General features: G+C 34.0%; 20 protein-coding genes. 10 read left to right on the forward strand and 10 right to left on the reverse strand.

The window, feature by feature from the left end:
- Positions 1-100: 100 nt before the first annotated feature.
- Positions 101-436, forward strand: coding sequence for a tRNA-binding protein (locus tag QLQ94_RS11460; RefSeq protein ID WP_271335413.1), 336 nt, complete (start codon positions 101-103; stop codon positions 434-436).
- 265 nt (positions 437-701) lie between these two features.
- Here QLQ94_RS11460 and QLQ94_RS11465 read toward each other — a convergent pair whose 3' ends face one another.
- The 5 genes from QLQ94_RS11465 to QLQ94_RS11485 form a co-directional block, all read right to left on the reverse strand.
- Positions 702-1,247 (reverse strand): RBBP9/YdeN family alpha/beta hydrolase, encoded by a 546-nt coding sequence (locus tag QLQ94_RS11465; protein WP_482499805.1) that lies wholly within the window; start codon positions 1,245-1,247, stop codon positions 702-704.
- Positions 1,248-1,268: 21 nt separating this feature from the next.
- On the reverse strand, positions 1,269-1,826 hold the full coding sequence (locus tag QLQ94_RS11470; protein ID WP_482499968.1) for an alpha/beta hydrolase: 558 nt from the start codon (positions 1,824-1,826) through the stop codon (positions 1,269-1,271).
- A complete protein-coding gene (locus QLQ94_RS11475) occupies positions 1,738-2,091 on the reverse strand; it encodes a hypothetical protein (RefSeq protein WP_482499806.1) in 354 nt (117 codons plus the stop codon). The genes QLQ94_RS11470 and QLQ94_RS11475 overlap by 89 nt, the downstream gene beginning before the upstream one ends.
- A 161-nt stretch (positions 2,092-2,252) precedes the next feature.
- Positions 2,253-2,621 (reverse strand): PUR family DNA/RNA-binding protein, encoded by a 369-nt coding sequence (locus QLQ94_RS11480; RefSeq protein ID WP_029268690.1) that lies wholly within the window; start codon positions 2,619-2,621, stop codon positions 2,253-2,255.
- Between the two features lie 68 nt (positions 2,622-2,689).
- On the reverse strand, positions 2,690-4,468 hold the full coding sequence (locus QLQ94_RS11485) for an ABC transporter ATP-binding protein (protein ID WP_271335410.1): 1,779 nt from the start codon (positions 4,466-4,468) through the stop codon (positions 2,690-2,692).
- Between the two features lie 204 nt (positions 4,469-4,672).
- On the opposite strand from QLQ94_RS11485, the gene QLQ94_RS11490 reads away from it, so the two are divergent.
- From QLQ94_RS11490 to QLQ94_RS11505, 4 genes are all read left to right on the forward strand, one after another.
- Positions 4,673-5,782 carry a Glu/Leu/Phe/Val family dehydrogenase gene (locus QLQ94_RS11490; protein WP_271335409.1) on the forward strand — a complete coding sequence of 370 codons (1,110 nt, stop codon included), beginning with the start codon at positions 4,673-4,675 and terminating at the stop codon, positions 5,780-5,782.
- A 747-nt stretch (positions 5,783-6,529) separates the two neighbouring features.
- Positions 6,530-7,444 (forward strand): transcription antitermination factor NusB, encoded by a 915-nt coding sequence (nusB, locus tag QLQ94_RS11495; protein ID WP_271335408.1) that lies wholly within the window; start codon positions 6,530-6,532, stop codon positions 7,442-7,444.
- Between the two features lie 60 nt (positions 7,445-7,504).
- A complete protein-coding gene (yajC, locus tag QLQ94_RS11500; protein ID WP_271335407.1) occupies positions 7,505-7,780 on the forward strand; it encodes a preprotein translocase subunit YajC in 276 nt (91 codons plus the stop codon).
- A 1,355-nt stretch (positions 7,781-9,135) separates the two neighbouring features.
- Positions 9,136-10,320 carry an IS4 family transposase gene (locus QLQ94_RS11505; protein WP_482497696.1) on the forward strand — a complete coding sequence of 395 codons (1,185 nt, stop codon included), beginning with the start codon at positions 9,136-9,138 and terminating at the stop codon, positions 10,318-10,320.
- A 111-nt stretch (positions 10,321-10,431) separates the two neighbouring features.
- On the opposite strand, the gene pepT is transcribed toward QLQ94_RS11505, so the two are convergent.
- Together pepT and QLQ94_RS11515 are read right to left on the reverse strand one after the other, a co-directional pair.
- Complete coding sequence (gene pepT / locus QLQ94_RS11510) at positions 10,432-11,709, reverse strand: peptidase T (RefSeq protein ID WP_482499808.1); 1,278 nt, start codon at positions 11,707-11,709, stop codon at positions 10,432-10,434.
- A 252-nt stretch (positions 11,710-11,961) separates the two neighbouring features.
- The gene (locus QLQ94_RS11515; protein WP_427402852.1) at positions 11,962-13,095 is read right to left on the reverse strand and encodes a formylglycine-generating enzyme family protein; all 1,134 of its coding nucleotides are present in this window, start codon (positions 13,093-13,095) and stop codon (positions 11,962-11,964) included.
- A 432-nt stretch (positions 13,096-13,527) separates the two neighbouring features.
- Here QLQ94_RS11515 and QLQ94_RS11520 point away from each other — a divergent pair, with 432 nt between their 5' ends.
- Positions 13,528-14,562 carry a quinone-dependent dihydroorotate dehydrogenase gene (locus QLQ94_RS11520; protein ID WP_427402853.1) on the forward strand — a complete coding sequence of 345 codons (1,035 nt, stop codon included), beginning with the start codon at positions 13,528-13,530 and terminating at the stop codon, positions 14,560-14,562.
- Here QLQ94_RS11520 and QLQ94_RS11525 read toward each other — a convergent pair.
- Both QLQ94_RS11525 and QLQ94_RS11530 read right to left on the reverse strand, forming a co-directional pair.
- On the reverse strand, positions 14,548-15,264 hold the full coding sequence (locus QLQ94_RS11525; protein WP_427402854.1) for a DUF3307 domain-containing protein: 717 nt from the start codon (positions 15,262-15,264) through the stop codon (positions 14,548-14,550). The two genes, QLQ94_RS11520 and QLQ94_RS11525, sit on opposite strands and share 15 nt — an antisense overlap.
- Positions 15,261-15,875 carry a SatD family protein gene (locus QLQ94_RS11530; protein ID WP_271335402.1) on the reverse strand — a complete coding sequence of 205 codons (615 nt, stop codon included), beginning with the start codon at positions 15,873-15,875 and terminating at the stop codon, positions 15,261-15,263. The genes QLQ94_RS11525 and QLQ94_RS11530 overlap by 4 nt, the downstream gene beginning before the upstream one ends.
- Before the next feature lie 184 nt (positions 15,876-16,059).
- Here QLQ94_RS11530 and QLQ94_RS11535 point away from each other — a divergent pair, with 184 nt between their 5' ends.
- The 4 genes from QLQ94_RS11535 (at position 16,060) to guaB (ending at position 20,719) form a co-directional block, all read left to right on the forward strand.
- Complete coding sequence (locus QLQ94_RS11535; RefSeq protein ID WP_271335401.1) at positions 16,060-16,926, forward strand: hydroxymethylglutaryl-CoA lyase; 867 nt, start codon at positions 16,060-16,062, stop codon at positions 16,924-16,926.
- Between the two features lie 121 nt (positions 16,927-17,047).
- Positions 17,048-17,599: a hypothetical protein gene (locus QLQ94_RS11540; RefSeq protein ID WP_271335400.1), complete on the forward strand. Its 552-nt coding sequence runs from the start codon at positions 17,048-17,050 to the stop codon at positions 17,597-17,599.
- Entirely contained in the window at positions 17,596-18,996 is a 1,401-nt protein-coding gene (locus QLQ94_RS11545) for a DUF5723 family protein (RefSeq protein WP_271335399.1), read from the forward strand. Before QLQ94_RS11540 ends, QLQ94_RS11545 begins: the two co-directional genes overlap by 4 nt.
- A 250-nt stretch (positions 18,997-19,246) precedes the next feature.
- Entirely contained in the window at positions 19,247-20,719 is a 1,473-nt protein-coding gene (gene guaB / locus QLQ94_RS11550; protein WP_271335398.1) for an IMP dehydrogenase, read from the forward strand.
- 880 nt (positions 20,720-21,599) lie between these two features.
- Here the strand turns inward: guaB and QLQ94_RS11555 are convergent.
- A complete protein-coding gene (locus QLQ94_RS11555; protein WP_271335778.1) occupies positions 21,600-22,745 on the reverse strand; it encodes an FAD-dependent oxidoreductase in 1,146 nt (381 codons plus the stop codon).
- Between the last annotated feature and the right edge of the window lie 104 nt (positions 22,746-22,849).

Below are 22,849 nucleotides of genomic sequence, written 5' to 3' on the forward strand. Positions count from 1 at the left end.
ATACGTAAATTTAGAAGTAGAACTAAAAAAAACGGTTATAGAATTAGTTGTAATAATTACAAAATTAATAGGTTTGTAATTCAACATTATGAAAACGTAAATGGATTTAACCTGGAATGAATTTGAGAGAACCGATATGCGTGTCGGAACCATTATAGAAGTAAATGATTTTCCCGAAGCAAGAAAACCGGCATATCAGCTAACGATTGATTTTGGCGCTGAAATTGGCATTAGAAAATCATCGGCACAAATTACCAAACGTTATCAAAAAGAAGACTTAGTAAACAGACAAATTGTGGCGGTTGTAAACTTTCCCAGAAAGCAAATAGGAAAATTTATGAGCGAATGTCTTGTTCTTGGTGCTGTAGGCGAGGAGGGAGATGTTATTTTATTGGCTCCTGATTTTAAGATTGAAAATGGACTTAGGATTGGTTAGTTTTCTGTCACAGTTTTCAGTTTGCCACTCCCGATAGCTATCGGGATTAAAGAATTAAAATAATTTTGATTTTGCGGTTAATTTTCGCCACGAATTACACAAATTCACACGAATTATTTTTTAAGCCCAGCTTTGTGACCTTTAATCAGGCAAAAGTTCACAAACCTTCAAAAGAAACTTTGTGAACTTTGCGTAAAATCTCTGTGAAATTTGCGGTTAATTAACCTCCAGACTGAAAACTGAGACTGAAGACCGCAACTGAAAACTAAGAAATTTTCTCAATTAACTGCTGTAAAATCAACTGACCTGCTTCCCAGTATTTTAAGTCAGAGTCAGAATTGATGTGTCCTTGCTGACCTACGTTTACGAAATCGCTTCCCCACATTTTGGCAAAATATTCTTTTCTTTCAAAAGAAGCGTACGGATCATTTTCGCTTGCGACAACTATTGAAGGAAATGGTAATTTATAAACGGGCATTGGAGAAAAATTCCGAACAGATTCAGGAGTATGTTGAGGTGAATCAACATCAGCAGGAGCTACTAATAAAGCGCCTATGATGTTTTTGTTGGTATTTGAGCCCGCCCAATGCAAAACTAAAGAAACAGCTAAGCTATGCGCAACCAAAATCGTTGGTTCATTGAGTTTTGCAACTTCTTCATTTAATCTTTCGAGCCATTCTTTACAAACAGGTTCGTCCCAATTGTCCTGAACTAAACGAATTGAGTTTTTAAACTTTTTATGCCAGAATGTTTGCCAGTGTTTTTCGCCTGAATTTCCAAGCCCGGGTAGTATTAATAATTGTGTTTCCATTGCCGTGGATTTATTTAAAGATTATTTTTTATTTTCTTTTAGGATTCTGTTTACCTCTTTTACAAGCAGCGGAAATCCAGGTTCAGTAATTCCGTGTCCGTAACCGTCAAGTTCATAAAGTTTGGTTTGTTTGTGACCGACTAATTTCATCATACGTGCCATGTAGGCATTTTCTTCATATCGTCCTAACATCTCTAATTCGCGATCTCCGGTAATTAATAAAAGTGGCGGAGCATCAGCACGAACATAAAAAAGAGGTGCGAAAGCATCAATAGTTGGTGTTGTATCAGGAATTCCGTTTTCTTTTCTAATTTCGAAATGAGTAATGCATTGACCGCTAAATGGGATAAGTCCTGCGATTTTATTAGCGTCGATTCCTTCTTTTTGCAGCCATTTTTTATCCAGACCAATCATTAAACCTAAATATCCTCCTGCAGAATGTCCTGAAACAAAAATTGAAGAAGTGTCTCCGCCGTAATTTGCAATGTTGTTAAAAGCCCAGGCAACTGCAGCAGCTGCATCTTCGATAGCTTTTGCAGCTTTTACCTTTGGTGATAATCTGTAATTGACTCCAATAATCGCAAACCCTTTGTTTTAGAGCTTCAGGGATTTCTTTGCTCCCGCCGGTCAATCCTCCTCCGTGAAACCAAACTATTGTAGCAAAACCTTTTGTGTTTTTAGGGTAATAAATATCAAGAACACATCTTTCATTTATATAGCTATCAGTTTTATTAATTGCCGGGTTGTAGTATTGAATATTTGATTTCGTCTCGTATTCTGTTTTTTGGGCAAAAGATGAAACTCCAATAAAGAGGAAAGTAAATAAGAGAATTAATTTTTTCATTTAAGAGATATTTGAATTCGTATAGTTAATCTGGAAAAATATAAAAACTTCAGTCCGAAATCTAAAATGATTCTCGACTAAAATTATAGAATTTAAATATATAAAAAAAGTCCAAAATGCAGGACATATTGGACTTGTACTTTTTAAAAAGTTATTTAGGACTAAATATCGTCAAAATCAATATCAGTAAAACTAGATCGTTGTCCTTCAGGTTTATCGGAACCGTATTCTTTCTTAAAATCTTTTTGGTGTCTTTCAGAAATTACTTCTTCGCCTTTGTGGTTCAAGACATATGAAGTCATTTCTTCTAGTATTTCGGCAAAAGCACTAAAATCTTCTTTATACAAGTAAATTTTGTGTTTTTTAAAATGAAAAGAACCATCTTCTTCAGTAAATTTTTTACTTTCGGTAATAGTGATATAATAATCATCAGCTTTAGTAGCTCTCACATCAAAGAAATAAGTTCTTCTTCCTGCTCGTAATACTTTAGAAAAAATCTCTTCTTTTTCTAACATGTCATTTTCTCTCATAATACGTTCTATCATTTTTGGAATTAATAGTACTCAAAAATCATAAAAAATTATCTATTACGCAACATTTAAAGTGATTCTTTTTCTGAAAGTTGTTTTAAATATAAAGAAGCATAATAGCCCTCTTGATTTATTAATTGATTATGAGAGCCTTGTTGAATGATTCTGCCATCTTCTAAAATGATTATTTTGTCGGCATTTTTTGCTGACGAAACACGATGACTGACTATTATGGTAGTTTTATCTTTACAAATTTCGAATAAATTGTTCAAAATCGTCTCTTCTGTCTCAGTATCGACTGCTGACAGGCAATCGTCAAAAAGTAGAATCGCAGGTTTTTTAATAATAGCACGTGCAATAGATACACGTTGCTTCTGGCCTCCTGAAAGTGTGATACCTCTTTCTCCCAGAACTGTGTCGTATTGTTTGTTGAATGCAATGATATTGTCATGAACGACAGCATTTTTAGCCGCCTCGATTACTTCTTTGTCTGTAGCGTTTTGATTGCCAAATTTGATATTGTTTTTAATAGTGTCAGAGAATAAAAAAGCATCCTGAGGTACGATTCCTATATTGTTTCGAAGATCATTTAAGTTCAAAGTGCTTATTTCATTCCCGTCAATTGTGATTTTTCCCGAAGTAACGTCGTATAAACGGGAAATTAAGGAAAGGATAGTCGATTTACCAGAGCCTGTTTTTCCTAAAATAGCCAATGTCTCTCCTTTTTTTACCGTAAAAGTTACATTTTTCAGCGCTTCGATATTAGTGTCTTTATACGTATAGCTTACATTTTCGAAAGCAATAGAACCTTGAATATCTGATGTGTTCTCATTGTTATTCTTGATTTCCGGTTCAATTTTCAGGAATTCATTCAAACGTTTTTGAGAAGCTTCGGCTTCCTGTACCATTGATGAAACCCATCCTAATGAGGCAACTGGCCAGGTTAGCATGTTTACATATAAAATAAACTCAGCAATTGTTCCAATGTTCGCAATCGTTCCGTTAATGTACATAAGACCACCAAAATAAATGACAACCAGATTACTGATTCCGATTAAGGCAATCATCAAAGGGCCAAATAGTGATTGGACTTTGGCTAAATCCAAACTCTTTTTTTTGCTTTCATCCGCAAGAGCTACCATGTTATTTTGATGTTGGTTTTCTAAGGAGTATGCTTTTATAACCCTGATCCCTGAAAAAATTTCCTGCGAAAAACTCGAGACTTTCGATAAATATTGCTGAAAAGTCGTACTTCGTTTATTGATTTCAGAACTTAATTTAAAAATACAATACGAAAGTACAGGTAACGGTAAAATAGTATATAGTGTTAATAACGGCGAAACATTATACATATATATTATAACGATTGCAAAACGAATAAATGTATTGATGGTGTACATTACGGCCGGACCAACGTACATACGGACCTTTGAAACGTCTTCGCTGATACGATTCATTAAATCTCCGGTACGGTTTTGCTTGTAAAAGTTCTGTGAAAGATTTTCGTATTGCTTGAAAACCTCATTTTTTAAATCAAATTCAATATGACGGGACATTACAATTAAAGTCTGTCGTGTTAGGAAGAGAAAAAAGCCTGAAATTATTGCAGTAGCGATAATTAGCAATACGTTATTGATTAAACCATCTCTGTATGAGTCAATAACAACTTGCGACATCTGTTCAGATTTGGGAAGCTTATCAAAATTTTCGATAGCGTTTAGAGACTTACTAATTAATTGAGGGGTAAATAGAGCGAATATTTGTGAGATTATAGCGATTAAAATTCCTAAAGAGAAACTATATTTATATTTGATGAAATATTTGTTTAAATAGCTTAATTCTTTCATTTTTTTAAGAGATTCTATGACGAAATGTTTTGATTTTGTACAATATTGTGAATTAAAATTAACGGAAAGTATAATTTTATCAAAACAAAACGATTGTTATATTGTTATTTTAAAGATAAAAAATTAGCACATGTGTATTTTTTGTATAAATTTGAGAAGTCTTTTTGACAAATTCATAATTTATAACTAATAAATACTAGCGCTATGGATGCAACTTTCGCAACTGGAAAGGAACTTCAAAAAATGGATCCTGTTTTTGGTCAACTATCATTTGATGATCACGAACAAATTGTTTTTTGCAATGACAAAGATACAGGTTTAAAAGCAATTATTGGTATTCATAATTCAGTTATGGGGCCAGCTTTAGGAGGTACAAGAATGTGGAACTATAATACTGAATGGGAAGCATTGAACGATGTTTTGCGTCTTTCAAGAGGTATGACATATAAATCAGCCATTACCGGATTGAATATCGGTGGAGGTAAAGCAGTAATTATTGGTGATGCTAAAACGCAAAAAACACCTGAATTAATGCGCAAGTTTGGTGAGTTTGTTCACTCTTTAGGCGGAAGATATATTACTGCTGAAGATGTTGGAATGGAAACGAAAGATATGGACACTGTTAGAGATGTAACACCTTATGTTACGGGTATCTCTGAAGAAAGAGGTGGTTCAGGAAATCCTTCTCCAATAACAGCTTACGGTGTTTATTTAGGAATGAAAGCTGCTGCTAAAAGTCAGTTTGGTACTGATGTTTTAGAAGGTAAAAAAGTTTTGGTTCAGGGTATTGGCCACGTTGGTGAAGCCTTAGTTGAATATTTGACTAAAGAAGGAGCAATCGTTACTATTACAGATATTAATGAAGAAAAATTATATCAGGTAGCTGCAAAATACAATGCAACAGTTTATGCAGGTGAAGATTTGTATACTGCAGATGTTGATATTTATGCACCATGTGCGATGGGAGCAATCATTAATGATGATACTGTAAATAAAATTAAAGCTAAAGTTATTGCTGGTGCTGCCAACAATCAGTTAGCTGATGAGAATGTTCACGGTTTAAGATTGCAGGAAAGAGGTATTTTATATGCTCCGGATTTCTTAATCAACGCTGGTGGAATTATCAATGTTTATGCGGAATTAGAGCATTATGGTAAAGCTGAAATCATGACTAAAACAGAAAACATCTATAATACTACTTTAGAAATTATCGATTACGCTGTGAAAAACGGAATGACAACGCACAAAGCTGCTCTTACAATTGCTCAAAATCGTATTGATTTAAGAAAAATTGAAAACGCTGCTAAGAAGTAATTTTTAGTTTACAATTTATAGTCCCAGTATTCAGTCTCAGTTTGCAATGTAAACTGAGACTGAATACCGGGACTTTTTTTATAGGTAGCGTGATATTGCAGTTTATTTTTTACCGCAAAGTTCGCTAAGATTTTTATTTATTGCGGTTAGAAAACACAAAGTTCGCAAAGCTGGTTCAACACAAAGCTTTGCGAACTTTGTGTTTTTGCAAAACTGCTTAATTAAAAAAAACTTTTTGAACTTTGAGGTAAAAAAAAACTTCAGATTGGAATGCGTATGTAATCGTAAAGTTCGCAAAGCTGGTTCAACACAAAGCTTTGCGAACTTTGTGTTTTTACAAAACTGCTTAATTAAAAAAAACTTTTTGAACTTTGAGGTAAAAAAAACTTCAGATTGGAATACGTATGTAATCGTAAAGTTCGCAAAGCTGGTTCAACACAAAGCTTTGCGAACTTTGTATTTTTACAAAACTGCTTAATTTTAAAAAAACTTTGCGAACTTTGCGGTAAAAAAAAACTTCAGATTGGAAGTTTTTATGCTGAAAAATAACATCTTTTTTGTTTAAAGATCTCAAAGTATTGTCCTGTGAAAAATGCGGCTTTTTATTAATATCATAAATTAATTGCTTTCTGAGAGCTTTTTTATCCATTTAAATTTTATTATCAACTGTTAAATCCTTAATTTTGCAGACTAATTTTTAAATGTTCTTACAAGGTGGTAAATAGAAGACACATACGCGTTAAAGTAATGCAATCCATTTATGCAATGCATCAAAGCGGTTCTGATAATATGGAAAAAGAAGAGAAGTTTCTTTTTTACAGCATTGATAATATTCAGGATTTATATCTTATAATGCTTTCTTCATTGATTGAAATTTGCAAAAAAGAATCCATTTTTTTACATCTATCAAGCAAAAAACATCTTGCAACTGCTGCAGAACGTAAACCGAACGAAAAATTCATCAACAATAAAATTTTTCAACTTCTTGCCGAAAGTAATTCACTTAGCATCGCTTTAGAAAATCGTAAAATCAACAACTGGTCATTAAATGATGATTATATTATTTTACTTTTAAATGATATTAAAGCAAGTGATCTGTATGTAAAATACATGAGTAGTTCTTCAGTAAATACTTTTGAAGAAGACAGACAATTTGTAATCGATTTATTTGCTGATGTAATTGTTCCTAATGAAAAATTATATGAGTATCTGGAAGATGATAAATTAACATGGGTTGATGATATTCCAGTTGTAAATACGCATATCGTTAAACAATTGAAGGCGATAAAAACACAAGATCCTGATGATTTTAGAGTGCCAAAATTGTATAAAGATGTAGAAGATAAAGATTTTGCTAAAGACTTGTTTAGAAGAACAGTTTTAAACGAAACTATTTTTGCTAAAGAATATGATGATAAGACACCAAATTGGGACAGTGACAGGATTGCTGAAATTGATACTATTATTTTGAAAATGGCAATTTGCGAGTTTTTAAAATTCCCTTCAATTCCAGTAAAAGTAACTCTTAACGAATATTTAGAAATTGCAAAAGAGTATTCTACACCAAAAAGTAGTATTTTTATCAACGGAATTTTAGATAATCTTGTTAAAGAGCTTACGGCTAATAAAAAGATGATTAAAGTTGGACGTGGTTTAATGTAAGACTAAGTCAAGGATTTCAAACTATTAATAATATAATAAATCAAAAACAGAATTTAAATTATGGGACAATTAACTCAATTTGCGCCATTTCTATTAATGTTCGTGGTAATCTATTTCTTCATGATCAGACCACAACAAAAAAGAGCAAAAAACGAAAAAGAATTTGAAAGCAGCCTAAAAGTAGGTGATAAAATAATTACTAAAAGTGGTTTTCACGGTAAAGTTGTTGAATTAGCTGATACAAGTGCAGTTATCGAAACAATGTCTGGAAAATTAAAAATTGAGCGTTCTGCTATTTCTATGGAAATGAGCGCTGCTTTGAATAAAAAAGCGTAATTATTTTTTAGAAATTCCAACTAAAATATAAATCCCAAATTCCAATTTAAACGTTGGAGTTTGGGATTTTTTTTTTCTTTTATTAAACTCAATCTTGTCTTTTTCGACCAAAGGGAGAAATCACACAAGAAACTCCGTAAAGTATATCTTCAATCTTTGTCGATTAACTAGTGTGATTTCTCCCTTCGGTCGAAAGGACACGACAACTTAGTAAAAATTCCAGACTCCAAATTAGTGATTGCACTTTGTGATTTTTTTTTTACTCAATCTTGTCTTTTCGACCAAAGGGAGAAATCACACAAGAAACTCCGTAAAGTATATCTTCAATCTTTGTCGATTAACTAGTGTGATTTCTCCCTTCGGTCGAAAGGACACAACAACTTAGTGAAAATTCCAGATTCCAAATTAGTGATTGCACTTTGGGATTTTTTTTTAAACTCAATCTTGTCTTCTCGACCAAAGGGAGAAATCACACAAGAAACTCAGTAAAAGTATATCTTCAATCTTTGTCGATTAACTAGTGTGATTTCTCCCTTCGGTCGAAAGGACACAGCAACTTAGTGAAAATTCCAGACTCCAAATTAGTGATTGTACTTTGTGATTTTTTATTAAACTCAATCTTGTCTTCTCGACCAAAGGGAGAAATCACACAAGAAACTCAGTAAAAGTATATCTTCAATCTTTGTCGATTAACTAGTGTGATTTCTCCCTTCGGTCGAAAGGACACAGCAACTTAGTGAAAATTCCAGACTCCAAATTAGTGATTGTACTTTGTGATTTTTTATTAAACTCAATCTTGTCTTTTCGACCAAAGGGAGAAATCACACAAGAAACTCCGTAAAGTATGTCTTCAATCTTTGTTGATTAACTAGTGTGATTTCTCCTGTCGGTCGAAAGGACACAACAACTTAGTAAAAATTCCAGATTCCAAATTAGTGATTGCACTTTGTGATTTTTTCTAAACTCAATCTTGTCTTTTCAACCGAAGGGAGAAATCACACAAGAAGCTCCGTTAAGTATATCTTCTATCTTTGTCGATTAACTAGTGTGATTTCTCCCTTTGGTCGAAAGGACAAAAAACTTAGTACATATTCCAGACTCCAAATTAGTGATTGCACTTTTTGATTTTTTTTAAACACAATCTTGTCTTTTCGACCAAAGGGAGAAATCACACAAGAAACTCCGTAAAGTATATCTTCAATCTTTGTCGATTAACTAGTGTGATTTCTCCCTTCAGTCGAAAGGACAAAAAACACATAAAAAAAGCCTTTTTCAAAGTTTTCAAACCAAGAGTGTAAGGAACTTTTGTAAAAAACTATTATTTTTATTTTCTGTATTTATAAATCTATCAGAAAATGCAAATCAGAACAGAAGTAAAAGAAATATTAAATTATATTTCAGAAGATCAACTTGATTTTTTTGCTCAGCAAACTATGGTTGACTGGAATGCTAAAAAACTAAAAGGCAAGGAATTATTTAAACTTTGTGTTTTTGGAGTCTTAAATGAAAATAGAGCCAGCTCTAGAGTATTTGAGAATTTTTATGAGAATCATTTTTTTTGTAAATATGCTCAAATTCCCAAAGATAAAAGTGTAAGTCACAGCAGTATTGCAGAGAGAATAGGAAAAATAAACGTTGAGTATTTCGAAAAACTTTATCAGCACACCGTTACTGTTTTTCAGGATAAACTCAATGATAAAGATAAGATCAAATTAAGTTTGTATGATTCCACAATTACAAGCTTATCTGCTTCTTTGTTAAGTTTCGGGATGCGAAATGGGCAGAAAAACAAAAAAGGAGAACAGGGCAAAAATAGTATAAAATTTACAATTGGTTTTAATGAATTGCCCTTTAATGTAAAGTTTCACAAGGATCAAAAAATGATTAGTGAAGATTTGGCTTTGGGCAATATTCTAGAAGAGCACATAGCCAACAAAAAAGATATTGCCGTTTTTGATCGTGGAATGAAGAATAGAAAAACAATGGTTGATCTCTCTACTGATGATAAATATTTTGTAACCCGAATTTATAAATCATCTAAATATGAAGTAGAGAAAGGCAGTAAGGTCACTCCATTGGATTTTGAAAATGATATTCTTAAATTAACAAAACATAGCAGGGTTTATCTTTACTCGAATCAAAAAAAGACTAAAATAGTTTTTAGATTAGTGGAAGGGATATTAAAATCTGATGGAGAGAAGATCTTGTTTTTAAGCAATTTGCCAGAAGAAGAATTTACGGCAGATCAAATAGCAGAAATTTATAAAAAGCGTTGGGACATTGAGCGTTTCTTTAGATTTATAAAGCAAGAAATGAATTTTAAGCACTATTTTTCAAGACAGTGGAATGGAATTCAGGTAATGATATATATTATTTTAATTGCATCAATCTTGCTCTTGAGTTATATAAAACTAAATGAATTAAAAGGATATAAGATCCCCAAAATTTCATTTTGTAATCAATTACAAAATGAAATCATTCAACAAATAGTAATACATTGTGGTGGGGATCCTGCTAAAATAGAGACATTCAATGCATAAAATAAAGTTCCTTACACTCTTGGTTTTCAAACTTTGAAAAAGGCTTTTGCTAATAACTGGAATTTGGAATTTTTTCACCAATCTTCAAAATTGGAATTTATTTTCCTCGTATTATCTTTTTCTTTTTGGTTTTTCGGCAACATCAAAAATACTTGGAATAGCTGTTAATTCAGCGATTTTTACAATAACATCAGTTGCTTTTTGAATGCTTTCTGCGGGAACATATTCATATTTTCCATGAAAGTTATGTCCGCCTGCAAAAATGTTAGGACAAGGTAATCCCATAAATGATAATTGAGATCCATCAGTTCCGCCACGAATAGGCTTAATGATAGGTTTGATGTTTAGTTCTCTCATTGCTTTTTCAGCAATATCAACGATATGTTTTACAGGTAATACCTTTTCTTTCATATTGTAATACTGATCTTTAACTTCGGCAGTTACAATATCTTCACCAAATTGTTTGGCGAATTTTTTATTGATTTTCTTGGCGATTTTTCCAATTAAGTCTTTTCTTTTTTCGAATTTAAGCTTGTTGTGATCACGGATGATTAGTTCTAAAACTGTTTCTTCGATTCTTCCCGTTAAGTGATGTACGTGAAAAAAACCTTCATAACCTTTGGTTTCCTGTGGTGTTTCTCCTTTTGGAAGTTCGTTGATGAAATCATTGGCAATCAACATCGAATTGATCATTTTTCCTTTGGCATAACCCGGGTGAACGCTTTTTCCTTTAAAGGTTATTTTGGCTCCGGCTGCATTAAAGTTTTCATATTCTAATTCTCCAATCTGGCTTCCGTCCATAGTGTATGCCCATTGCGCGCCAAACTTCTCCACATCAAAATGATGTGCACCACGACCAATTTCTTCATCTGGAGTAAAACCAATTCTAATTTTTCCGTGTTTAATTTCAGGATGCTGAATTAAATACTCCATTGCAGAAACAATTTCTGTAATTCCGGCCTTGTCATCTGCGCCTAATAAAGTAGTACCGTCAGTTGTGATGATAGTTTGTCCCTTATATTGTAGTAAATCCTTAAAATAGCCTGGAGATAAAATGATGTTTTTCTCAGCGTTTAGAATGATATCTTTTCCGTCGTAATTCTCAATAATTTGAGGTTTTACATTTGCACCGCTAAAATCCGGTGAAGTATCAAAATGCGAAACAAAGCCTATTACAGGAACTTCATGATCTACATTACTTGGTAAAGTAGCCATTATGTATGCTTTTTCATCTATAGTAACATCGTCAAGACCAATTGTTTTTAATTCTTCGACTAATTTATTGGCAAGATTCCATTGTTTCTCTGTACTTGGAGTGGTTTGTGAATTAGGATCTGACTCGGTATCAATAGTTACATAACTAATAAAACGATCTATAATATGTTGCATTTTTTTAATTTTCAGCAAATATAAGCAAATAATTGGGCGCTGTGAAGCTGTAAATTACGAAAACTGTAAAATCAGATAAAAAAATGCTGCGAATTTGCTTTGCCAGTTCACTAACGAGTGCGTTATGAATTTTCAGGAATAAACAGGTATTCCATAAATGCTTAAAAACGAATTTCAAGAATCTAAATTCTTGAAATTCGTTTTTATATTTAAATTAATTCGTAGAGATTCGTGTAATTTGTGGCAAAAAAACTATTGCACACATCTGAAACCAATATGGTTTGCTGGTGATTTGTAATCTCCTTTTCCTCTGGTACCTACCATGTAGCGCGTGCAATATTGATCTGTACATAAAAATGATCCTCCGCGTTGTACCTTTTTAGGTAAATTTGGTTCTCCGGGATCGTATGACGATTCAGGTCCTTGAGGGTTTCTGGCAACTTTATCTTTTTCGCTTATTACAGAATAATAATCAGCAGTATACCAATCGTTAGTCCATTCCCAGACATTTCCTCCAATGTCGTAAAGACCATACGGATTTGGTTCAAATTGAGCAGTTGGTGCAATACCTATATAGCCATCTTCGCCGGTATCTCCTTTTTCGACAGGAAAATGGCCTTGATAGATGTTAGCCTGAAATTTTCCTTTAGGTTTCAATGTGTTTCCCCAGGCATATAATTGCCCGGATTTTCCGCCACGCGCTGCAAATTCCCATTCAGCTTCAGTAGGTAATCTTTTGCCCGCCCATTTAGCATAAGCAGCAGCATCATCATATGAGACCTGAACTACCGGGTACTTTTCTCTGCCTATTATTGAGCTTCCGGCTCCTTCGGGATGTCTCCAGTCAGCTCCCTGAACATACGTCCACCATTGCATATAGTTGTTTAGGTTAACATGTGCAGATGTAGGGGTAAAAACGGCTGATCCTGCAACTAAATTTTCTACCGGAGCATCAGGATATTCTTCGTGAGTTGGTTTTATTTCTGCTAAAGTTTTATAGCCAGTAGCTTTTACAAAGGCTTCAAATTGTTCATTAGTCACTTCGGTGTGATCCATGTAAAAACCGTCAACATATACCTGATGTATTGGTGCTGCATCTTTTGTAACTCCTTTTATGCTGCATAAACTTTCATCAGCAACATTACTTCCCATAGAGAATTCTCCGCCAGGAATCCAAACCATTCCTTTAGGAGTTTTATTGGCGGCAGGTTTGTTTTTATTTTCGATCGTGGGTTTAAATAAAGAAGTGTCAGATGTATTTGCAGTTTCGGCACAATCCATTGCCGTCAACGTTTGGTCTGGGCGAATAAATTTAGTGTAACCATAGGCAATTGAAATAGCAGAGATGGTAAGAATTGCTAAAATCCAGTAAGTTTTATTTTTCATTCTTGATTTGATTTTGGTGTTGTCAATATAAGAGGGAATAAAGTTAAAAAAATAACTTTAAATTATAGTTGTCCTATAGGATTAGTTGTTTGTTTTTGCAATACGAATAGTTTTAGTGTTGTTTCTTGCTTCCGTTTGAATAAGTTGTAATGCTTTTTTAAATTTCCCATATTTAAAGGTAGTAATGGTAAGTGGTTTATTGTCATTACTTTGTCTTGTACTATTCCTTAAAATTTAAAAAATAATTTAATTGCTTAAAGAATAATTATTTTGCTGATTATTTTTTTATGAATTTCATTTTCAATCTTTTAATCCCATTAAAATTAAAAAAAAAATAGTAATAATTGTAAAAAAATAAAAATCATTTTAGTTAATAGTTGTCTGAAGTATTATAATTAAATTTGCCATCGAAAAAACACACACAACACTCTTATGTATAAATTGATAATTCGCCCGATACTTTTTTGGTTTGATCCGGAAGAAGTTCATTACTTTACTTTTTCATTTGTTAAATTCATTTCAAAGATCCCAGGAGTTTCGTCGATTATAAGATCAATTTATGAAGTAAAAGATGCTCGCTTAGAACGTGAAGTTTTCGGAATCAAATTTAAAAACCCGGTGGGACTTGCGGCGGGATTTGATAAAGATGCCAAGTTATACAAGGAACTTTCAGATTTTGGTTTTGGTTTTATAGAAATAGGAACCGTAACTCCGGTTGGCCAGGAAGGAAATACAAAAAAACGTTTGTTCAGATTAAAGGCGGACCAGGCGATTATTAACCGAATGGGCTTTAATAATGGTGGGGTTCTTGAAGCCGTAGAACGTTTAAAAAAGAATTCAGGCGTTTTGATTGGTGGAAATATTGGTAAAAATAAAATTACACCAAATGAAAATGCTGTAGATGACTATATCATTTGTTTTGATGCCTTGTTTGATCATGTAGATTATTTTGTAGTAAATGTGAGTTCTCCAAACACACCAAATTTAAGAGCTTTGCAGGATAAGGAACCGTTAACGGCTTTATTGCAAACTTTGCAAAACAGAAATGTTGAAAAGCAGAAAACAAGTACTCAGAAAATAAAACCAATTCTTTTAAAAATTGCTCCGGATCTTACTGACGAGCAGTTATTGGATATTATTGACATTGTAAAAACGACTCAAATTGCGGGCGTAATTGCAACCAATACAACAATTTCAAGAGAAGGATTGCAGTCTGAAAACCAATCTGAAATGGGAGGTTTGTCCGGAAAACCTTTGGCGAAACGTTCGACGGAAGTGATTCGTTTTCTTTCTGAAAAAAGCAATAAAGCATTTCCAATTATTGGAGTAGGAGGAATACATTCTGCAGATGATGCTATCGAAAAGTTGAATGCAGGAGCGAGTTTGGTACAATTGTATACCGGATTTATTTACGAAGGCCCGGCTTTGATAAAAGCAATCAATAAAAAAATCTTAAACCAGTTGTAATAAAAGCGCCTGAACAAGTAATCCTGTAATAATAGCAGTTCCAAAACTGATCAAAGTACCAATTAGAACATATTCGGTAAGTTTTCTTTCTTTGGCTTCTTTTAAATCTCCAAATCTAAAGATAGATTTGGCGGCCAATAAAAATCCGATTGCTTCAAAATGTCCTGTTAGGATAAAACAAAACACAAAAAGACGTTCTAGTATTCCGATATAATTTCCTGCCGTAGCAAGTGAATTATCGTTGTGACTATTTTGACTTTCAGGATTCCAGATAGAAATAATGGTTTTAATAAAAATAGAAGTCGGTTTCGTGATGAATAAAATACCGGTAATTAAAATCCAAAATTGATTGTTAAACCATAGAAAGTTTATGGATTCTCCGTTGTAGAGTAATACAATTGCAATTAAAATAAGGATATGAGCAATTTGATCCAGAACAAACCAAGTACGTTTTGTATTTGGTTTTTGATAATTGAGTTTGATCAAATCTACTGAACCATGCGTAATGGCAATTAAAATAGCATAAGGTATAAACTTAATTTCTCCAACTAAAACTGCCGCCAGAATTGCATGCAAAAGAATATGAAAGTAGAGATAGATACTTTTATATTTCCTGGCTTCTTTATCTTTAACCCATGAGTTGGGCTGCCATATAAAATCGCCTAATAAATGTGCTAAAAGTAGTTTTATAAATAAAATCATCGCGTTTTAAGTTGTTTTATCTCTGTTCTAAAATAACGATCTAAATGTTGTACCAAATCAAACTGGGCCCTTTTTTGTCTTCGGCTTACCGCGGCCTGATTAATGCCTAATTTTTGTCCTAATTCTTCTTGAGACAAAGTAGGATTTTCTATTGCAGCGGCAACAAATTGTGCAGGTTGTGCAAGCCAGTTGTCCATGAAGGTAAGCGCCAATTGTATCATTAAATTCATTTTTTCATCGAGATTGGTATCGCCTGTTCTCATTGCTAAAGTTACCTTTTGTTTTTTTAATGTTTCAAAAAGTTCTCCGGAATGTATAAAGGCAGAACCGTTGCTCTCTGATATTTTCTCGGCATTATATGTCTTGTCGCCAAAACCAATACTCATTCGGGCGTCTAGTTTTATAGCTTTTAAATGTGCTTTTATTAAAATAGCAGACAATAAAGCATCTTCGGGATTTTTAATCTCGATCTGAAATTCATCACCTCTGTAAACTTCCCATTGACTTGGTGTTGCTCCAAAAGGAGATAAGATTTTTTTTAAATCTTCTACCCAATCTTTTGATTTTTGTTTTCTGGAGTCAATGATATCACCTGTAATTACGCTTGTCATAATTCAAATATAATTAAAAATAAATAAAGTTTAATATTACAAATATATGTAATATTATTTATTATTACGTTTTTGTGTAATGTTATGTGTTATTACAATATTGTGTAATACTGTAATTAATGAAAATTATAACTTTTATTTCTTTAAAAAAGACGTTAACTTAGCCTTCACTAAAGAATAAGCTTTGAATAAAGAAATCAAGATTATCGAATGTCCGCGTGATGCTATGCAAGGTATCAAAACTTTTATTCCTGCTAAAAACAAGGTTTCATATATACAAGCTTTGCTTAGAGTTGGGTTTGATACGATTGATTTTGGAAGTTTTGTATCTCCAAAAGCAATTCCGCAAATGCAGGATACTGCCGAGGTTTTGGCACAACTTGATTTGTCGCAAACCACAAGCAAATTGTTAGCAATAATTGCGAATACACAAGGAGCTATATCAGCGTCAGAGCATGAACCAATTCGATATTTAGGATTTCCTTTTTCGATATCTGAGAATTTTCAGATGCGAAATACACATAAAACAATAGCTGAATCTTTAGTAACACTTGAAGAAATTCTGGAGATTGCAGATAAGAAAAACAAAGAAGTGGTAACGTACCTTTCAATGGGGTTTGGAAATCCATATGGAGATCCGTGGAATGTTGAAATCGTTGGCGAATGGACAGAAAAATTAGCCGGAATGGGCGTTAAAATATTATCACTTTCAGATACTGTTGGCAGTTCGACGCCGGAAGTCATTACATATCTTTTTTCGAATTTAATTCCAAAATATCCTGAAATAGAGTTTGGGGCACATTTACATACAACGCCCAATAGTTGGTTCGAAAAAATAGATGCAGCATCGAAAGCCGGCTGTACCCGTTTTGACGGAGCGATTCAGGGTTTTGGCGGCTGCCCAATGGCTACAGATAAACTAACAGGAAATATGCCTACAGAAAAATTGATTTCTTATTTTACAGCCAATAAAAAATCAACAGGTTTAAACTCTTTAAGTTTTGAAAGTGCTTATAATGAAGCTTCAAAATTGTTTGGTAATTATCACTGATAAAGCAATTAAATATAATCTTCAGGTTTAATATGACGAAAATAATAACAAAAAGATAAACACCAATCGGGCAATATATAGTTATTAAAATACGTTTTTTGTGTATCCAAATACCACTTCTATGAAGTCAAATCTTATCAATAGGATTTTTATATTAATATTTTCATCAGTTTTGTTTCTTTCCTGTTCAAGCGATCTCGATTTTGATCAGACTAAAGATTTAAAACTAGAACCGGTTTTTGTAGCCAATCTGGCTTATTTTAATGTTCCTGCAACACAATTAGCAAATACTGGTGGAGGCCAAATAGTCTCTGATGTAGAGCAATTTGATGCTTTTAAAGAGAAGTTTTTTAGAGATAATCTTGTAAAAGCAGAACTGAATTTCGAATTAGAAAATACAATAATTAGAGCTTTTACGCTCGATATAGTGCTTTTAGATGCTAATAATAAAGTACTGGAAACCAATACCTATTCAATTCCAGCCTATTCAGGAAGTTCAAATATTGTTAAATTCCCAACTGAAGTCTATGAAAATCAAAGACTGGCACTCTTGAAAAAAACGGTTAAAATAGCTTTTTTTGTCAGAATGGCGGCTGGACCACCTCTGGATCAAAATAGTACAGGAAGTTTAAAATTACGCTCAGGTGCAACCGTTTATATGGTAATAGAATGAGAAAAGTATATCTGATTCTAATTGTAGCTTTTCAACTTTCCTCCTTTGCCCAAAACAAAGAAGTGTTGTATAATTTTACGGCTATTCCGCAATCGTCACTCGTAAATCCAGGAGCTGATGTTTCGTATAAATTCTATTTTGGAGTTCCTCTTTTGTCCGGGGTTTATGCGAATTTAGGTTCAAGTAGTTTTTCTGCTTATGATTTATTTGCTAATAACGGAGTAGATTTTAATGACAAAGTCCGTAACGTTATTAATAATTCTTCAGCCAAAGATAAGACTCAGGTCAATCAGCAACTCGAATTATTTTCAGGTGGTTTTAGAGTGGGAGGAAAGGACAGTCAATCTTATATTTCGTTTGGAGCCTATCAGGAGTTTGATTTTTTAATGTACGTTCCAAAAGATTTGGCTATATTAGCCCTAGATGGAAATCGGGATTATATAGGTAAATCATTCAATCTGGCTGATTTAAATGTCAGAGCCGAAGTGCTGTCTGTCTTTCACGTGGGATTTCATAAAAAATTAAATGATAAACTTGTTTTAGGCGGTCGTGCAAAACTGTATTCAAGTGGTGCAAATGCAACATCTACTAAAAATTCGGGTTTTATTTATACAGGACAAGCGGCAGGATCTCCAAATATCTATAATCAAATAATAGAATCAAATTTAGAACTGAAAACGTCAGGGATTGGAACATTTACAAAAGACGAATACGAAGGAAATATTCCAAAGGATATTGCACATAATACGTTCTTTAACGGAAGTTTAGGTTTGGGAATCGATGCCGGACTGACCTATTATTTTAAGGATAATCTTCAATTTACGGCAAGTATTGTCGATCTCGGTTTTATAAGACATACTAAAGATATCGAGACCCTGACATACAAAGGGACTTATAAATATGATGGAGTAAACCCTAGTTTTGATCCCACAAATAAGCCCAAAAATATATTTGATGAGTTTGAGAAAGCCATACCACGAGATACACTCTATAATAAATATACAACTTGGCGACCAACTAAATTTTATTCATCGATGCAGTATTCCTGGGGCGAATCACGCTCAGATGATGCTTGTAATTGTAAAGGAAGAACAGTCCGAAAGTATGTCAACGCAGTGGGAGGGCAATTGTTTATAATGTCTATGCCGGTAGAACCTTTTGTTGCTTTAACTGCTTTTTACAAACGAAGTGTTTTTGATAAATTAGATGTCAAAGCAACTTATACAATTGATTCGTATTCTAATAAAAATATCGGTTTAGGACTTTCAGGAACAGTCGGGAAACTCAATATGTATCTTCTTGTCGATAATGTTCTCGAATACAAAGATGTTTCAAAAGCCAATAGTATAGCATTTCAGTTCGGCTTTAATTTTGTCTTTCACGATTCAGAGGATTAGTTTTTTTGAAAATTCCAATATAAAAATTCGAAATTCCAATTTTAATTAGTAGCTGTAACAGGACTGTTAATTCGAGCGTAATCGGTAACCATATGCAAGTTATTAAATGAACTTATATATCTTATATGGTTAAAATAGTACCCATATAATTATAGGATATTTCTTGTAAAGTTAATTTTATGAATAAGTTAGTATTCAAGTTTCCAATTTATTCACTATATTTGCACGCAATTCAACTAGAAATTGCAACATGATAGCACACAACTCCAAGATTATCGGCGAAGGTTTAACTTACGACGATGTATTATTAGTACCTAACTACTCGAATGTGCTTCCTCGCGAAGTGAGTATCAAATCAAAATTTTCACGAAATATAACATTAAACGTTCCAATAGTATCAGCTGCTATGGATACCGTTACCGAAAGTTCTATGGCAATTGCTATGGCGCAAGAAGGCGGGATTGGTGTTTTGCACAAAAACATGACTATCGAGCAACAAGCTGCGAAAGTTAGAAGAGTAAAACGTGCTGAGTCTGGAATGATTATCGATCCGGTAACTTTACCAATGACTTCGACAATTGCAGATGCAAAAAATGCAATGAAAGAATTCGGAATTGGCGGAATCCCAATCGTTGATGAAAATAGAATCCTTAAAGGAATTGTAACCAATCGTGATTTACGTTTTGAAAAAAACGGAGCAAGAGCAATCGCTGAGGTAATGACAAGTACAAACTTAGTTACTGTTGCCGAAGGAACTTCATTAGAGCAGGCCGAAGTAGTTTTACAAGGACATAAAATCGAAAAGTTGCCAGTTGTAAATGCTAATTATGAATTGGTTGGTTTAATCACTTTTAGAGATATTACAAAACTGACTCAAAAACCAATCGCTAACAAAGATGTTTTTGGTCGTTTAAGAGTTGCTGCTGCAATTGGTGTTACTGGTGATGCTGTCGAAAGAGCTGCTGCATTAGTTGCTGCCGGTGTAGACGCTATCATTATTGATACTGCTCACGGACATACTGAAGGTGTAGTAAATACATTAAAAGAAGTAAAAACAAAATTCCCTAATATTGATGTAATCGTAGGAAACATTGCAACTCCGGAAGCAGCTAAATATTTAGTAGCAAACGGTGCAGACGGTGTTAAAGTAGGAATAGGACCTGGTTCTATTTGTACAACGCGTATTGTTGCAGGTGTTGGTTTTCCTCAATTCTCAGCAGTTCTTGAAGTAGCTGCGGCTATCAAAGGAACCGGAGTTCCGGTTATTGCTGATGGTGGAATTCGTTATACAGGAGATATTCCTAAAGCAATCGCTGCCGGTGCTGACTGTGTGATGTTAGGTTCATTATTAGCAGGTACAAAAGAATCTCCGGGAGAAACAATTATCTTTGAAGGAAGAAAATTCAAATCTTACCGCGGAATGGGTTCTGTTGAAGCGATGGAAGGCGGATCGAAAGACCGTTATTTTCAGGATGTTGAAGATGACGTTAAAAAACTAGTTCCGGAAGGAATTGTTGGTCGTGTTCCTTACAAAGGTGAATTGAACGAAAGTATGCTTCAATTCGTTGGTGGTCTTCGTGCCGGAATGGGATACTGCGGTTCAAAAGACATTCCGACTTTACAAGAAACGGGACGTTTTGTTAGAATCACATCAAGCGGAATTACAGAAAGTCACCCGCATAACGTTACAATTACAAAAGAAGCTCCAAATTATTCAAGATAATTTTTAGTTTTTATTATAAAACAAAAGGCATAAGAGTTTGATTCTTATGCCTTTTTTGTTGTGTGCCCAGCATGGGCGATAACTCTAGGGTGTAAGTCCCGAACACGCCTTTACAGTGGGAAGTGTTAGCTGAATGCAAGGGTGTCCATCGCGAGGTGGAATCTGAAGGAAGCAGTAGGCAAACTCTTGACCTGACGAACAGAAACTATATAAAAGGCCAAAGATGTTGGATAAGGTTGCAACACAAACTGAAGTCCAAAACTGTACGGAAACATCATGGTAAATATAGCAGGTATATGAGAGGAAAGTTGTCGTTCTTACCTGGGGAGGTCTTATAGACATAGGAGGAGTTTTTTTTTTTTTAAGAAAAGCACTTATGGATAACAATTGCTATAAGAAGTCAGCAGAGGTCATAGTAGGTACTGTAAATGAGTACCGAAGGACTGAACTTAATTAAGTGAGTAGTAAATGAATGTTACCTATGAAGGCACGAATGCAGAAAATATCAAGTAATTTGATAACTACCTTGGAAAGGATAGGACGGAATCCGACAGCTACCAGGGAGTGCAGACCTTTATTGGGATAACTGAAAACAACCTCACGGAAGTACTTTAGGTTAGGTATCTATCTTAAAATGTATCGTAAATTAAGAACCGCCTTGGTACGGATCCGTATGCCGGGTGGTGTGGAAGGTCGCCTAGGGAATTAATCCCTAGGCTCCTATCCGATTTTAAAGCCGATAGGTTTTGCATAATCTTATCATTTCGACGAAGGAGAAATCACACTAGAAATTCCGCAAAGAAAGTCGCCAATCTTTGTCTATTATGGAGTGTGATTCTCCTTCGTCGAAATGAACATAAATAACAAAGAAAGAAAATTATTAAACTCCGCCACGACTATTTAATATTTTCTCAGTAGTCACGTCAGAATGAAGTAATTCCTCCATTTGATAGGTGGTGCGTTGTGCCTCCAGTGCATAACCAAACATTTTTTGTTCATAATCGTCAATAGCGTCCTGCAAGGTTTCGAATTGCCCGTTTGTTAGGTTTTCTGTTAACTGATAAGCATCCATCAAACCCATATTTACACCTTCGCCTGCAAACGGTGGCATTACATGTGCCGCATCGCCTACAAGGGTTATGTTTGAATGTTTTTTCCAGGTTTCTTCAAGAGAAAATAGGCGCAAAGGCAATCCTGTAAAATCAGTTGAAGCAACGAAGAATTTTTTGTAATCCTCGTTCCAGTTCTCAAATTTTTTCAGTAAAAAAGCAATAACTGCAGCATTGTCTTCAAAGTCAATTTCGTTATTTAAAACCCAATTTTCATCAGCTTTAAAAGAAACACCAAAATGCACGGAACCGTCGCGTAAAGTATGGGTATAAAACATTTTTTTCTCCCCCATTGCCATTACGTTTCCGTCACCGTATTTAGGTTTAAATTCAGGATAATCACGATCCGGATTTTCTATTTCTCCCTGAATAATATAAGTTCCTGAAAGTTGAGGTTCTTTGTCCGTAACAAATTTTCTGGCATTTGATCTTCCTCCGTTTGCAACAATTACAAAATCAGCAATTGTTTTATTGCCATTTTTGAATTCCAGATAATACTGTTCATCGATTTTTTGAATGTCCGTCAATTGACTGTCCCATACAACAGTATTTTCCTCAAGGTTTTCGAGCATGATTTTTCTCAAATCATTTCGATCAATTTCAGGTCTTTGATATCCATTTTCTTCAGTTGGCATTTCTTCTGAAGTAATATTTCCATGCATATCGGCCATTTTCTCTCCGGTTGGTCTTGCGTACTGATAAAAGGCGTCCATTAGATCCGCTTTTTTGATTGCTTTTTGTCCTGAATCTGCATGTATGTCAAGCGTTCCGCCTGAAGTTCTTGCCTGAGCATTTAAATCTCTTTCGTAAACTGTTACTTCAGCTCCGTTTATTTGTAATATTCTGGCTGTTGTTAAACCTACAGGTCCGCCACCAATGATGGCTACCTTTTTATTTTTTATAAGTGAAGTGTTCATTTGATTTTTATTTAATTGATATTGTTGTGATTGAGTTTATTTTGATATTTAAATTAACATTAAAATTGAGGTTAATATTGCAATTGATATTACGATCGATTTTT

Source organism: Flavobacterium sp. B114r (assembly GCF_056824125.1).

What these genes read in the sequence shown, in the direction of transcription:
- QLQ94_RS11490 (WP_271335409.1), top strand. Translation starts at nt 4,673, where the DNA reads ATGGATGCAACTTTCGCAACTGGAAAGGAACTTCAAAAAATGGATCCT.
- QLQ94_RS11540 (WP_271335400.1), top strand. Translation starts at nt 17,048, where the DNA reads ATGAAGTCAAATCTTATCAATAGGATTTTTATATTAATATTTTCATCA.
- QLQ94_RS11460 (WP_271335413.1), top strand. Translation starts at nt 101, where the DNA reads ATGGATTTAACCTGGAATGAATTTGAGAGAACCGATATGCGTGTCGGA.
- QLQ94_RS11465 (WP_482499805.1), bottom strand. Translation starts at nt 1,247, where the DNA reads ATGGAAACACAATTATTAATACTACCCGGGCTTGGAAATTCAGGCGAA.
- QLQ94_RS11475 (WP_482499806.1), bottom strand. Translation starts at nt 2,091, where the DNA reads ATGAAAAAATTAATTCTCTTATTTACTTTCCTCTTTATTGGAGTTTCA.
- guaB (WP_271335398.1), top strand. Translation starts at nt 19,247, where the DNA reads ATGATAGCACACAACTCCAAGATTATCGGCGAAGGTTTAACTTACGAC.
- QLQ94_RS11520 (WP_427402853.1), top strand. Translation starts at nt 13,528, where the DNA reads ATGTATAAATTGATAATTCGCCCGATACTTTTTTGGTTTGATCCGGAA.
- QLQ94_RS11530 (WP_271335402.1), bottom strand. Translation starts at nt 15,875, where the DNA reads ATGACAAGCGTAATTACAGGTGATATCATTGACTCCAGAAAACAAAAA.
- QLQ94_RS11525 (WP_427402854.1), bottom strand. Translation starts at nt 15,264, where the DNA reads ATGATTTTATTTATAAAACTACTTTTAGCACATTTATTAGGCGATTTT.
- QLQ94_RS11515 (WP_427402852.1), bottom strand. Translation starts at nt 13,095, where the DNA reads ATGAAAAATAAAACTTACTGGATTTTAGCAATTCTTACCATCTCTGCT.
- QLQ94_RS11545 (WP_271335399.1), top strand. Translation starts at nt 17,596, where the DNA reads ATGAGAAAAGTATATCTGATTCTAATTGTAGCTTTTCAACTTTCCTCC.
- QLQ94_RS11485 (WP_271335410.1), bottom strand. Translation starts at nt 4,468, where the DNA reads ATGAAAGAATTAAGCTATTTAAACAAATATTTCATCAAATATAAATAT.
- nusB (WP_271335408.1), top strand. Translation starts at nt 6,530, where the DNA reads ATGCAATCCATTTATGCAATGCATCAAAGCGGTTCTGATAATATGGAA.
- QLQ94_RS11480 (WP_029268690.1), bottom strand. Translation starts at nt 2,621, where the DNA reads ATGAGAGAAAATGACATGTTAGAAAAAGAAGAGATTTTTTCTAAAGTA.
- pepT (WP_482499808.1), bottom strand. Translation starts at nt 11,709, where the DNA reads ATGCAACATATTATAGATCGTTTTATTAGTTATGTAACTATTGATACC.
- QLQ94_RS11555 (WP_271335778.1), bottom strand. Translation starts at nt 22,745, where the DNA reads ATGAACACTTCACTTATAAAAAATAAAAAGGTAGCCATCATTGGTGGC.
- QLQ94_RS11505 (WP_482497696.1), top strand. Translation starts at nt 9,136, where the DNA reads ATGCAAATCAGAACAGAAGTAAAAGAAATATTAAATTATATTTCAGAA.
- yajC (WP_271335407.1), top strand. Translation starts at nt 7,505, where the DNA reads ATGGGACAATTAACTCAATTTGCGCCATTTCTATTAATGTTCGTGGTA.